This window comes from Streptomyces sp. NPDC048295, assembly GCF_040652135.1.
Taxonomy (GTDB): domain Bacteria; phylum Actinomycetota; class Actinomycetes; order Streptomycetales; family Streptomycetaceae; genus Streptomyces.
Genome location: NZ_JBEZLL010000025.1, coordinates 16,423 through 29,821 on the forward strand (window position 1 = coordinate 16,423; position 13,399 = coordinate 29,821).

Below are 13,399 nucleotides of genomic sequence, written 5' to 3' on the forward strand. Positions count from 1 at the left end.
TCAGGACACGGGCAGCTCCGCCCGTACCGTACGGGCCGCGGAGACCAGGTTCTCCAGGGAAGCCCTGGTCTCCGGCCAGCCGCGGGTCTTGAGACCGCAGTCGGGGTTGACCCACAGCCGTTCGGCGGGAATCGCCTCGAGTCCCTTGCGGAGCAGGCCGGCGGCCTCGTCCGCACCGGGTACGCGCGGGGAGTGGATGTCGTACACACCGGGTCCGGCCTCGCGGGGATAGCCGTGTGCGGCGAGCTCGCGGGCGACCTGCATGTGGGAGCGGGCGGCCTCCAGGCTGATGACATCGGCATCGAGGTCGTCGATGGCCTGGACGATGTCCCCGAACTCCGCGTAGCACATGTGGGTGTGGATCTGGGTGTCCGGACGCACACCGCTGGTGGTGAGACGGAACGAACCGGTGGCCCATTCCAGGTACGCGGGGCGGTCCGCCGCGCGCAGCGGAAGGGTTTCGCGCAGGGCGGGTTCGTCGACCTGGATGACGGATGTGCCACTGGCCTCCAGGTCGTCGACCTCGTCGCGCAGGGCGAGGGCGACCTGCCGGGCGGTCTCGCCGAGCGGCTGGTCGTCGCGGACGAAGGACCAGGCCAGCATGGTGACGGGCCCGGTCAGCATGCCCTTGACCGGACGCGAGGTGAGCGACTGGGCGTACGAGGTCCAGCGCACCGTCATCGGTGCGGGGCGGGAGATGTCGCCGGCCAGGATCGGCGGGCGGACGTAGCGGGTGCCGTAGGACTGGACCCAGCCGTGCCGGGTGGCGAGGTAGCCGGTGAGCTGTTCGGCGAAGTACTGGACCATGTCGTTGCGTTCGGGCTCGCCGTGCACCAGGACATCGATGCCGGCCTTCTCCTGGAAGGCGACGACCTCGCCGATCTCGGCCCTGATCCGCTCCTCGTATCCGGCCGTGTCGATCCGGCCCGCGCGCAGACCGGCACGGGCCGCGCGCAGCTCGTCGGTCTGCGGGAAGGACCCGATCGTGGTCGTGGGCAGCAACGGCAGATCGAGGTGGGCACGTTGGGCGGCGGCGCGCTCGGGGTACGGCTGGGAGCGGCGGCCGTCGGCGTCGGTGACGGCGGCGGCCCTGGCCCGTACGGCGGGGTCGTGGGTGAGAGGGGATTGTGCGCGTGAGGCGAGATCGGCGCGGTTGGCGGTGATCTCGGCGGTGATCGCGCCGGTGCCCTGAGCCAGGCCCTTCGCCAGTGCGACGACCTCGGTGGCCTTCTGCTCGGCGAAGGCGAGCCAGCGAAGGATCCGCGGGTCGATGTCCCTCTCCGGCGCCGTGTCGAGGGGGACGTGCAGCAGGGAGCAGGAGGCGGCCACGTCGACCCGGCCGGCGAGACCGAGGAGCGTGGCGAGGGTGGCCAGCGACTTCTCGTAGTCGTTGATCCAGATGTTGCGGCCGTTGACGACGCCCGCGACGAGCCGCTTGCCGGGCAGCCCGCCGACGGCGGCGAGGTCTTCGAGGTTGCCCGCGGCGCCCTCGGTGAAGTCCAGCGCCAGGCCGTCGACCGGGGCCTTCGCAAGGACGGGGAGCGCCTCGCCGAGCCGGTCGAAGTAGGTGGCGACGAGCAGCTTCGGCCGGTCGGTCAGGCCGCCGAGTTCACGGTACGTGCGGGCGGCGACGTTCAGTTCGGCCCGCGTCCGGTCCTGGACCAACGCGGGCTCGTCGAGCTGTACCCACTCCGCCCCGGCGGCACGCAGATCGGCGAGCACCTCCGCGTAGACCGGCAGCAGACGGTCCAGCAGGGTGAGCGGTTCGAAGCCGGCCGCCACCCCGGGGGCGGGCTTGGCGAGCAGGAGGTACGTGACGGGGCCGACCAGTACCGGGCGGGCGGTGTGCCCGAGCGCGAGGGCTTCCTTCAGCTCGGTGACCTGCTTGGTGGAATCGGTGGTGAAGACGGTGTCCGGGCCGAGCTCGGGGACGAGGTAGTGGTAGTTGGTGTCGAACCACTTGGTCATCTCCAGCGGCGCCACGTCCTGGGTGCCGCGGGCCATCGCGAAGTACCCGTCGAGTGCGTCGGTGGCGACGGCCGCCCGATGCCGCTGGGGGACGGCGCCGACCATGACACTGGTGTCCAGGACGTGGTCGTAGTACGAGAAGTCGCCGGTGGGCACCTCGTGGACACCGGCGTCCGCCAAGCGCCGCCAGTTGGACCGGCGCAGGCCGGCTGCCGTCTCCTGGAGGGCGTCGGCGGTGACCCGGCCCTTCCAGTAGCCCTCGACTGCCTTCTTCAGTTCCCGGTCCGGGCCCTGACGGGGGTAGCCGTACACGGTGGCACGTGCGGTCGCGGGTTGTGCTGTCACGGAAATCTCCTTCGCGAGATGACTCCTTGAGATCCCGGTGACGGGACACGGACGCGAAGGAATGACGAACCGGACGGATCCCACGCACGCCCAGTGCGCGGTCCTCCGACCGATATGTACGCCGACCCGCCCACGAGGTCACCGGGATATCCGCACACGAGGGGTCGCGTGCGGGCAACAGGCAGGTCTTCGGACTCGCGGGCACATCTGCCGGGGCAGATTCCTACTGGCCGTCGCTTCCCGGATCCGACCGGATCCAGTGCGTATGACGGCGGTCGTTCCCGCTCACCGCTGCGGGGCAGTCCCGGATTCCCACCGGGTTCCCTCTTACGACGCGCCTGTCTGGCGGACAGGGCGAACCAGCTGCACAGGCCAGACTAGAGGGTGAACCGTTGCCGGGGGGACTGCTGTTCACATCCCGGAACGTGACACCCGGGCGAACACGGGCCACCACGACGGGATCCCGGTACCCACACGCTCGCGGAACAGGCCCTGGCGCGGCCCTTCACCGCGGCGAACGAAGCCGGTGCGGGTGCGCGGGCGCAGAGGGACGCTTCTCCTGCTTCGGCGCGGTCGCCGCCACCGTGACGACCGCGCCGATGACGGGCAGGGCGTCGCGGACACCTTGCCCGGCCTCGCGAGGGCGAACGCGATCCCGTCACGAGGCACGCACAGACCTCTGCCGGCGCGACTGCCGGGAGCAGCACCGCCGGGCTCCTCGCACCCGACGCCGATCGTGCCGTGCTGCGCCCGGTTCCCCGGGGTCGCGGTATTCCTGCGCGGGGACCGGCGGCCGGCGGCCTGTCGGTGCGCGGTGCACGACCCGGTCCCGCACGCGACCGTCATCGCCGACGCCGTCCACCCCGGTCGGGGCGGACGGCGTCGGGGCCGGGGTTGCCCGGGGGCGTGGGTCAGGACTTGGGGGAGAAGCGCAGGCGCGTGGCCGCCAGCGCGCCGAGGGCCAGCAGGACGACGGAGACCCACAGTCCGGAGAGGTGGTTGCCGGTGGCATCCTCGGCGTAGCCCATGATGTACGGGCCGACGAAGCCGCCGGTGATGCCGATGGTGTTGAGCAGCGCCAGGCCGCCGGCGAGGGTCTTGCCCGAGAGCCGGGTGGCGGGGAAGTTGAACAGCAGCGGCTGGACGACGAAGAAGGCCAGGCCGGTGAAGCAGAAGCCGAGCAGAGCGATCACGGGACCCGCGACAGCGGCGACGACGAGTCCGGTGAACATCATCAGCAGGCCGACCACCACGAAGTTGCGGGAGCGCCGGGGCGTGGTCGCGCGCGGTGGCACCAGTACGGCACCGACGGCTGCGGTGAGCCAGGGCAGTCCGGTGAGCAGGCCGATGGTGAACGGCGAGAGATCGCCCCAGCCGCCGATGATGCCGGGCAGGAAGTAGACGACGGAGTACAGGGCCACCTGGTGGGTCCAGTTGGCGAAGATGGCCAGCAGCATCTGCTTGTCGCGCAGCACCGTCAGCAGGGAGCCGGACCCGGAGCCGTTGCCCGCCGCCTCGGAGCCCTCGGCCTGTTCGCGGGTGACCGCGTCCTGGACCAACCGGGCCTCGTCCGCCGTCAGCCAGGGCGCCTTGGCCGGGCCGTCGGGCAGGAAGCGGTAGATGGCGATCGCCAGGAAGAGGCAGGGGATCCCCTCGATGACGAACATCCACTGCCAGCCGTGCCAGCCGCCGAACCCGTCCATCTCCATGAGCAGCCCGCCGAGCGGGTTTCCGACGACGCTGGCGATGGACGCGCCGAGCAGGAGCAGGCCGATGGCCCTGCCGCGGGTCTCGGAGCGGAACCAGTACGTGAAGTAGAGCAGGATGCCCGGCAGCAGTCCGGCCTCGGCGGCACCGAGCAGCAGCCGCATGGCGTAGAAGGACTTCTCGCCCTGGACGAAGGCCATGCAGGAGGAGATGACGCCCCAGGTCAGCATGATCCGGGTGATCCACCAGCGGGCGCCCACGCGGTACATGATCAGGTTGCTGGGCACTTCGGAGATCGCGTAGGTGAGGAAGAACAGCCCCGCGCCCAGCCCGTAGGCCGCTGCGGAGATGCCGAGGTCGACCTCCAGGCGTTCCTTGGCCAGGCCGATGTTGGTCCGGTCCAGGAACGACATGATGTAGGCGGCCAGCAGCAGCGGCATCAGCCGCCGGAGATTGCGCTGGTCCAGCCCGCCGAGCGCATCGCGCGGGGTTTCGTTCGTTGTGGCCGCACCGGGTGTGCGGGAAGCGCGGATCAAAGACATCGGTGTCCTCTTGGAGTGCTCTGGCAGCCGCCTGACGCGGACTGCGGCCCAGGGGTGGGCGGTGGCGGGCGGACCGCGGCGACGACGCCGCGGTCCGCCCGGCCCGCCGGGGTGGGGTCAGACGACGAGCCGGACCGGGTTCTCCACGGCCTCGGTGAAGGCCGCGAGCCAGCGCGCCGCCACGGCGCCGTCCACCGGACGGTGGTCCACGGACAGGACCACGCCGAGCACCTTGGCCGCGGTGACCGCACCGTCGCGGACCACCGCCTCGTCGCGTGCGGCGCCGATGGCCAGGATCGCGGCCTGCGGCGGGTTGATGATGGCGGTGAACTCCTCGACCCCGTACATGCCGAGGTTCGAGACGGTGATCGAGCCGCCTTCGAGGTCGGCGGGGTGCAGCGCCCCGGAGCGCGCCTGTTCCGCGTACGCGCGGGTCCGTGCGGCGATCGCCGACACGGAAAGGTTCTCGATCCCGCGCAGCACCGGGGTCACCAGGCCGGTGTCGGTGGCGATGGCGACCGAGACGTCGACGGTACGGAACCGGCGGACGGCCTCCGGCTGCCACACCGCGTTCATCTCCGGCACCTGGGTGTGCGCCGTGGCGACGGCCTTGATCAGCAGGTCGTTGACCGAGACCTTCACCGGGCTGACGGCGTTGATCCGCTGCCGCAGGGCGAGCAGCTCGTCCACGGCGCAGGTCGCCCGCAGATAGAAGTGCGGGGTGTGCTGCTTGCTCTCCGTCAGGCGCCTGGCGATGGCCCGGCGCATGCGGGTGTGCGGGAGGTCCTCGTGGTCGCCGGTGCCGGCGGGGGCGGTGGCGCCGACGGCCCGCGGGCCGGTGGGGGTTTCCCTGGGAGCCGGAGCCGGAGCCGGAGCCGGAGCCGGAGCCGGAGGCACGGCCGGGGCCGATTCCTGCGCCGGTGTGTGCCGGGCCGCTGCCGCGGCATCGACGTCACGCCTGACGACGCGGCCGCCGGGCCCGGTGCCGATGAGGGCCTCGATGTCGAGGCCCGCCTCCCGGGCCAGCCTGCGGGCCAGCGGACTGCTGAAGACGCGCCCGCCGCGACCCTGCCCACCGGAAGCCGGGGCGGCCGCGGGCGGTGCCACCGGCTCCTCCGGTACGTCCCGGCGAACCGCCTGCGGGGCCGCGCCGGGCGCGCTGACGCCGAGCCCGGCCAGCAGCGCGTCGAGGTCACCCGGCTGCTCGCCGACGGCGCCGAGCACGGCGATCGGGTCACCAACCTCGATCTCGACGCCGGCCTCGTACAACGCCTTGAGCAGGACGCCGTCCTGCTCGGCGGCGACGTCCACCTCGGCCTTGTCGGTCTCGATGGAGACCAGCGCGTCGTCCTTGGTGAACGACGCCCCCTCCGCCACCTGCCAGGCGGACAGCACGGCCGTCGCCGCGTCGGCGGCCACGGCGGGCATTCGGAACAGTTCTGCCATGATCAACCCTCCTGGGTGTTCTCTCGTACGGGGAGGGTCAGTTCCCGGTGACCCGCTGGAGCGCGGCCACGACCTCTTCGGTCCTTGCGATGGCCGCCCGCTCCAGCACCTTGCTGATGCTGGGCGAGGACTCGCCGGCCTGGACGCGCTCCACCGGCTGGTCGAGCCAGTCGAAGTAGCGGCGCTGGATCTCGTCCGACAGCCAGCCGCCGTAGGAGGTGCCGATGGGGCCCTGCTCGGCGATGAGCACGTTGTTGGTCTTGCGGATGCTCTCGCCGAGGGTGTCCCAGTCGAGACTGGCGCGGTCCAGCCAGCGCAGGTCGATGACCTCGGCGTCCAGGCCCAGCTGCTCGACGGCCTCCAGTACGTAGTTGGTCATCGCGAGGTACGTCACGACGGTGATCCGGGATCCGGTGCGGCGCACGGCCGCCCTGCCCACGGGCAGGCAGTAGTCGAAGTCGTCCACCGGGCCCGGACCGACCGAGCCGTACAGGTCGGTGTGCTCCAGTACGACGACCGGGTCCTTGCAGGTCAGCGCGGAGTTCATCAGGCCGACGTAGTCGAAGGGGGTGGACGGGGCGACGATCCGCCAGCCGGGGGCCGTGGCGAGGATTCCCGCCGGGTCCATGGAGTGCTGGGAGCCGTAGCCGGTGCCCATGGCGACCTTGCTGCGCAGGACGAGCGGGACGCCGGTGCCCTGTCCGTCGCCGCCGAACATGTGCCGGGCCTTGCCGATCTGGTTGAAGATCTGGTCGGCCGCGACCCACATGAAGTCGGCGTACATGAACTCCACCACCGGCTTGTACCGGCCGTCGAGCGCGATGCCGCCGGCGAGCCCGGCGAAGGCGTTCTCGCTGATCGGTGTGCCCAGGACACGGTCCGGGTGGGCCTCGGCAAGCCCCTTGGTCGCGCCGTTGGTACCGCCCTTGAGCCGGTGCACGTCCTCGCCCATGACGACCACCGACGGGTCCTCGGCCATGCGCCGGCTCATCACCTCCGCCACGACGTCGATGAACTTCCGCTGTTCCAGGCGCCCTTGAAAACCATCGGTGCCGGTGCCGGTGCCGGTGCCGGTGCCGGTGTCGGCGAGGCGTACGCCCTCGAACTCGCTGAGGTCGCCCCGTACGCCGACGTCGCGGAAGGACGGGTCGGGCCATTCGGAGGGCTTGATGCGACGGGTGCCCGGCTTGCCGCCGGGGTCGGGCTCCAGCAGTTCGTCGCCGATGGCGGCCATGACCGCCTTGGCCCGTGCGGTGCACTCCTCGATCTCGTCGGCGCTCAGGACACCGTTCTCGACGAGCTGACGCGAGACGAGGGCCAGCGGGTCGCGGGCCCGCCACTCCTTCTCCTCGTCCTTGGTGCGGTAGCCGAACGCACTGCCGGGGAACGGGCCGTTCTGGTGGAAGTAGCGGTAGACCTCGGCCTCGACGACGGTCGGGCCGTGGCCCGCGCGCATGTGGTCCACGGCCTCGCTCATGGCGAGGTACACGGAGAGCGGATCCATGCCGTCCACGCGCCAGCTGGGGATGTTGAAGCCCAGACCGCGCGCCGAGAGCCGGGGCTCGGCCGTCGCCTCGTCCACGTGGGTGGAGACGGCGTACTTGTTGTTCTCGATGAAGAAGCAGACCGGCAGCTTCCAGGCGGCGGCGAGGTTCATCGTCTCCAGCACGGAGCCGATGTTGACCGCGCCGTCCCCGAAGTAGCTCACGGAGACGGCATCGGTGCCGGCCTGCCGCGCCGACCAGGCGAACCCCGCGGCCTGCGGCACGCCGCCGCCGACGATCGCGTTGGTGCCCATGGCCCCGGCCTCGCGCCACTGCAGATGCATGGATCCGCCCCGGCCCCGGCAGAAGCCCCTGGCCAGACCGCAGATCTCGGCCAGGCTGCGCTGCAGGACGGTGCGCACACCGTCGTCGACGGGGCGGCGCAGGTCGATGCCGCCGGGCGCGACGTATCCCAGGGCCTTGGCCAGGAACTGGTGGTGCCCCCGGTGCGAGCCGCCGACGAAGTCGGCGCCGGTCAGCGGCAGTACGGAGCCGACGGCGCCGCCCTCCTGGCCGATGCTGGAGTGCGCCGGCCCATGGACCAGCCCCTGCCCCGCCAGGTCGAGGACGTACTCCTCGAAGGTCCTGATCAGCAGGGTCTGGGTGAACATCGAGGTCAGCAGCCGCGGGTCCGCGCCGTGCCAGTCCTTCTTGGTCGCCGTCACCTCGGTCCAGGGTGAGGCGGGGGCCAGTTTCCGGTGTGTGGGCATGAGCACTCTCCTGTGTGATTCGGAGAGCACTGTCGCAGTCAATGGATCCATAGCCAATACCCCGTTACTGGAACGTTACGTTCAGATTTCGGGTATATCCATTGACTACGGCACCTGTGGCGACGCAATGTGAGATGCATGGCGGAGAGATGGATCCATTCAGCAAGTGAGCGGAGTCAGGGGCTTCCCGGGCTGGCCGGTGTCGAGCACATCGGCTTCACCGTTCCCGACCTCGAAGAGGCGACCCGCTTCTTCGTGGAGGTGATCGGCTGCGAGCACGTCTACTCGCTCGGCCCGTTCCGCTCCGACGGCACCTGGATGAGCGACCACCTCGGCGTCCACCCGCGCGCCGTGATGCGCGAGCTGCGCTTCTTCCGCTGCGCCGGCGGTCCGAACTTCGAGATCTTCGAGTACGAGGCCCCCGGACAGGAGACGCGACCGCCGCGCAACAGCGACGTCGGCGGCCACCACCTCGCCTTCTACGTCACCGACCTCGACGCCGCCGTGGCGCACCTGCGGCGGCACGGCGTGAGGATCCTGGGCGCACCCACGGCCAGCTCGGGCCCGAGCGAGGGGCAGCGCTGGGTCTACTTCCTCACGCCCTGGGGGATGCAGTTGGAGCTGGTCTCCTACCCGGGAGGCAAGCAGTACGAAGCCGGCTCACCGGTACGGCTGTGGCAGCCTTCCGTCTGAACACGCTGCCGCGCACCGCACCAGGGAGAGTCATGTCACGCAAGCCGACCACCGGCTCCGAACCGTCCGGCTCCGAACCGTCCGGATCCAGCACGTCCGGATCCAGCGCCGCCGTCGCCAGCCAGCGCGTCGCGGACCATCTGCGTGCCGCCATCCTGAGCGGTGAGCTGCGCCCCGGCGCACGGATCATGCAGGAGCAGGTCGCCGCCCAGCTCGGCGCCAGCCGGCTGCCCGTACGTGAGGCCCTGCGGATACTGGCGGCCGAGGGTCTGACCGTCGTGAAGTCCAACAGCGGTGCCTGGGTCTCCAGGATGGACATGGCGGAGTGCGAGGGCGTCTACAAGATCCGCGAACGCCTGGAGCCGCTCGCCCTCGGCGAGAGCGTTCCGAACCTGACCCCCGAGCAGGTCGCCGAACTGGAGACGATCGCCCGGCAGATCGAGCTCACCACCGACGTGGACCGCTTCCTCGCCCTGGACCGCCGTCTGCATCTCCTCACCTACGCCGGCTGCCGCGTCGCCCAGATCACCACCATGGTCGACCGGTTCTGGAACACCACCCAGCATTATCGCCGTGCCTTCGCCCGGCTCGCGGGCGACAGCGGCTGGGAGCTGATCCACGCCGAACACCGCCTGATCATCGAGGCGATCAAGCGGGCCGACACCGTCGACGCCGAACGATTTCTCACCGGCCACATCCGCCGCACACGGCTGGAACTGGCCCAGCATCCCGAACTGTTCACAGAGGACGACCATGACAGCGACCACGCAGCAGACGCAGCAGACTGACGCACGCCCCTTCGAGGGCCGGACCCTCCTCCTGTCCGGCGCGGGCGGCGGCATCGCCCGCGAGGTGGCCCGCCAGTTCCACGCGGCCGGCGCCAACCTGGTGCTCGGCGACCTGAACGCCGGGGCACTGGAGGAGTTCGCCGCTACGCTCGACCCCACGGGCGCGACCGTGACCACCCGCACCCTGGACGCCGCCTCACCGGAGAGCAACAACGCCTTCGTCGCCGCCGCGGTCGAGACGTACGGCTCCGTCGACTTCCTCGTACCGGCCGCCGGGATCTATCCGGAGCAGTCCGTCGCCGACATGACCGACGAGCAGTGGAACACCGTCATCTCGGTCAACCTCAACGGCGTCTTCTACCTCACCCGCGCCGTGCTGCCCCACCTCAACGAGGGCGGCAGCATCGTCAACCTGACCTCCATGGCCGGGCACCGCGGCAGCATCCGGCACGCGCACTACGCGGCGACCAAGGGCGCGCTGCTCGCCTTCTCCCGCAGCCTGGCCTGGGAACTCGGCTCCAGGGCACGGATCAACATGGTCTCGCCCGGCATCATCGAGACCTCCATGACCCGCGACTACGTCGCCGCCCGCGGCGACACCGCTCTCGCCACCACCCCCCTCGGCCGGATGGGCAGGCCGGAGGAAGTGGCCTCCGTCGTCACCTTCCTGTGCTCGCCCGCGGCGAGCTTCGTACAGGGCGAGGTCATCCATGTGAACGGCGGAATGCACATGATCTGAGCAGGACCGGGAACAGCGGGCGGGAAGAGCGGCAGTGCGAGCGGAAACGGAACGGAACATGACGACGGAAGCGGCGATCTACCCCGACCTCGGCGGCAGGTCCGTATGCGTCACGGGCGCCGCGCGCGGCCTCGGCCTGGCTATGGCCGACGCGTACACACGCGCCGGCTGTCATGTGCTGCTGCTCGACATCGACGGTGACGAACTGGACCGGATACGGCCCGCACTGGCCGAGGGCCGCCCCGGCCAGGTGATCGCGACGGCCACCGCCCCGGTGAGCGACCAGGAGGCGGTGACAGCGGCACTCACCTCGTTCACCGCCCGGACGGGCCGGCTGTCGGTCATGGTCGCCAATGCCGGAGTGTCGGCCAACGCGCCCTCCCTCGATCTCGAACTGGACCGCTGGAACACCGCGTTGGACGTCAACCTCACCGGAGTCTTCGTCTGCGCACGCGCCGCCGCCCGCATCATGCGCGAGGGCGACGGAGGTGTCGTCCTCACCACCTCGTCGATGTACGGGGTGACCGCCGGGCCCGAACGCGCCGCGTACTGCGCGACCAAGGCCGCCGTCGCCGCCCTCACCAAGGTCCTGGCCGTCGAGTGGGCGCCCTTCGGAATCCGGGTCAACGCACTCGCCCCCGGGTATGTCGAGACCGACCTGCTGACCCGGCTCTCCGACGCCGGACGGCTCGACACACAGGCGCTGCGCCGCCGCACCCCGCGCGGCCGGCTGGGCACCCCGCAGGACATCGCGCATCTCGCCCTCTTCCTGTCCTCCGCGGTGTCCGCGAACATCACCGGCCAGGTGATGGTCAGCGACGGCGGCTGGACCGCCGACGGATACGCGGTGACATCGAGCCGACCGGAGGAAGGGCGCCGCGCCGACGGGGCCGGCTGATCTAAAGTGCTCAGGCCAATTCCCGGACCGCGGACCTGAGAAGGAACTACGGATTATGCCCACTGAGACGTTCGAGTTTCAGGTGGAAGCGCGACAGCTTCTGCAGATGATGATCCACTCGATCTACTCGAACAAGGACGTGTTCCTGCGCGAACTCGTCTCCAACGCCTCCGACGCGCTCGACAAGCTGCGGCTCGAAGCACTGCGCGACGACGCGCTCGGCGCGGACGTGTCCGACCTCCACATCGCCATCGAGACCGACCGGCAGGCCCGCACGCTGACCGTGCGGGACAACGGCATCGGCATGTCTCACGACGAAGTGGTCCAGCTCATCGGGACCATCGCGAACTCGGGCACCGCGAAGTTCCTGCGGGACCTCAAGGAGGCCGAGTCGACCGCCGCGGCCGAAGGGCTGATCGGTCAGTTCGGCGTCGGCTTCTACTCCAGCTTCATGGTGGCCGACGAGGTCACGCTGCTGACGCGGCGCGCGGGCGAGAGCCAGGGCACCCGGTGGACGTCGACCGGTGAGGGGACCTACACGATCGAGACCGTCGACAGCGCTCCCCAGGGGACCGCCGTCACGCTCCGGCTCAAGCCGGAGGACACCGACGACCAGCTCCACGACTACGTCTCCCCGTGGAAGATCCGGGAGATCGTCAAGCGGTACTCGGACTTCATCACCTGGCCCGTCAGGATGGCCCCCGAGGCGGCCGACGGCGCCGACGGTGCGGAAGGGGCCGACGGTGCGGAAGGGGCCGACGACGCACCGCGCGAGCCCGAGACGCTCAACTCGATGAAGGCCCTGTGGGCACGCTCGCGCGACGAGGTCACCGACGACGAGTACCACGAGCTGTACAAGCACATCAGCCACGACTGGAGTGCCCCGCTGGAGACCATCCGGCTCCAGGCGGAAGGCACCTTCGAGTACCAGGCGCTGCTCTTCATCCCGTCGCACGCGCCCCAGGACCTGTTCATGCAGGGGTACCAGCGCGGCATCCAGCTCTATGTGAAGCGCGTCTTCATCATGGACGACTGCGAAGCGCTGATGCCTCCGTACCTGCGCTTCGTCAAGGGCGTCGTCGACGCGCAGGACCTGTCGCTCAACGTGTCGCGCGAGATCCTGCAGCAGGACCGCCAGATCCAGCTGATGCACCGACGGCTTGCGAAGAAGGTGCTGTCGACCGTCAAGGACATGATGTCCGCCGAACCGGAGCGGTACGCCACGTTCTGGCGGGAGTTCGGCCGGGTCCTCAAGGAAGGGCTGCTGAGCGACTTCGAGAACCGCGAGACGATCCTCGGTGTCTCGTCCTTCGCCACGACCCACGACAAGGACGAGCCGACCACGCTGCGGCAGTACGTGGAGCGGATGAAGGACGGCCAGGAGCACATCTTCTACCTGACCGGGGAGTCCCGGCAGGCCGTCGAGAACTCCCCGCACATGGAGGCGTTCCGCGCCAAGGGCGTCGAGGTGCTGCTGCTCACCGACCCCGTCGACGAGGTGTGGGTCCAGGCGGAGCCCGCTTTCGACGGCAAGCAGCTGAGGTCCGTCGCCAAGGGCGAGGTCGACCTCGGCACCGAGGAGGAGAAGAAGGAGGCCGCGACCGAGCGCGAGGGCCGGCAGCAGGAGTACGCGGATCTGCTCGGCTGGATGACCGACCGGCTGAGCGGCACCGTCAAGGAGGTACGGCTCTCCTCGCGCCTCACCGTCTCGCCCGCCTGCATCGTCTCCGACACGCACGACGTGACTCCGGCCCTGGAGAACATGTACCGCGCGATGGGCCAGGACGTTCCCCAGGTCAAGCGCATCCTCGAACTCAACCCGGGGCACCCGCTGGTCAGTGGCCTCAACCGGGCGCACGCCGAACGCGGCGAGGAGGACGGCACCGGTCTCCAGGAGACGGCCGAGCTCCTGCACGATCTGGCACTGCTGGCCGAGGGCGGCGAACTGGGCGACCCCTCGCGCTTCGTCAGGCTGATGGCCGACCGCCTCGAACGCACCCTGTGAACCCGACGGCTCCC

General features: G+C 70.3%; 9 protein-coding genes and 1 riboswitch. Of the genes, 5 read left to right on the top strand and 4 right to left on the bottom strand.

Features of this window, described 5'->3' with window-relative positions; genetic code table 11:
* From metE to AB0D53_RS30500, 4 genes are all read right to left on the bottom strand, one after another.
* Positions 1 to 2,313, bottom strand: a complete 2,313-nt coding sequence (metE, locus tag AB0D53_RS30485; RefSeq protein ID WP_362452291.1) for a 5-methyltetrahydropteroyltriglutamate--homocysteine S-methyltransferase — start codon at positions 2,311 to 2,313, stop codon at positions 1 to 3.
* Positions 2,314 to 2,475: 162 nt separating this feature from the next.
* A riboswitch (cobalamin riboswitch) is annotated at positions 2,476 to 2,692 on the bottom strand.
* Positions 2,693 to 3,224: 532 nt separating this feature from the next.
* Positions 3,225 to 4,562: an MFS transporter gene (locus AB0D53_RS30490; protein ID WP_362452292.1), complete on the bottom strand. Its 1,338-nt coding sequence runs from the start codon at positions 4,560 to 4,562 to the stop codon at positions 3,225 to 3,227.
* 117 nt (positions 4,563 to 4,679) lie between these two features.
* On the bottom strand, positions 4,680 to 6,008 hold the full coding sequence (locus tag AB0D53_RS30495) for a 2-oxo acid dehydrogenase subunit E2 (protein WP_362452293.1): 1,329 nt from the start codon (positions 6,006 to 6,008) through the stop codon (positions 4,680 to 4,682).
* Between the two features lie 37 nt (positions 6,009 to 6,045).
* Positions 6,046 to 8,262 carry a thiamine pyrophosphate-dependent enzyme gene (locus AB0D53_RS30500; RefSeq protein WP_362452294.1) on the bottom strand — a complete coding sequence of 739 codons (2,217 nt, stop codon included), beginning with the start codon at positions 8,260 to 8,262 and terminating at the stop codon, positions 6,046 to 6,048.
* 138 nt (positions 8,263 to 8,400) lie between these two features.
* On the opposite strand from AB0D53_RS30500, the gene AB0D53_RS30505 reads away from it, so the two are divergent.
* Genes AB0D53_RS30505 through htpG form a run of 5 tightly spaced genes read left to right on the top strand, consistent with a single transcriptional unit; the run spans position 8,401 to position 13,385 of the window.
* On the top strand, positions 8,401 to 8,955 hold the full coding sequence (locus tag AB0D53_RS30505; RefSeq protein ID WP_362452295.1) for a VOC family protein: 555 nt from the start codon (positions 8,401 to 8,403) through the stop codon (positions 8,953 to 8,955).
* Positions 8,956 to 8,987: 32 nt separating this feature from the next.
* Positions 8,988 to 9,743, top strand: coding sequence for a GntR family transcriptional regulator (locus AB0D53_RS30510; protein WP_362452296.1), 756 nt, complete (start codon positions 8,988 to 8,990; stop codon positions 9,741 to 9,743).
* Positions 9,709 to 10,482 carry an SDR family NAD(P)-dependent oxidoreductase gene (locus AB0D53_RS30515; protein ID WP_362452297.1) on the top strand — a complete coding sequence of 258 codons (774 nt, stop codon included), beginning with the start codon at positions 9,709 to 9,711 and terminating at the stop codon, positions 10,480 to 10,482. The genes AB0D53_RS30510 and AB0D53_RS30515 overlap by 35 nt, the downstream gene beginning before the upstream one ends.
* Before the next feature lie 58 nt (positions 10,483 to 10,540).
* Positions 10,541 to 11,380 (top strand): SDR family NAD(P)-dependent oxidoreductase, encoded by an 840-nt coding sequence (locus AB0D53_RS30520; protein ID WP_362452298.1) that lies wholly within the window; start codon positions 10,541 to 10,543, stop codon positions 11,378 to 11,380.
* Positions 11,381 to 11,435: 55 nt separating this feature from the next.
* Positions 11,436 to 13,385: a molecular chaperone HtpG gene (htpG, locus tag AB0D53_RS30525; RefSeq protein ID WP_362452299.1), complete on the top strand. Its 1,950-nt coding sequence runs from the start codon at positions 11,436 to 11,438 to the stop codon at positions 13,383 to 13,385.
* Positions 13,386 to 13,399 lie beyond the last annotated feature (14 nt).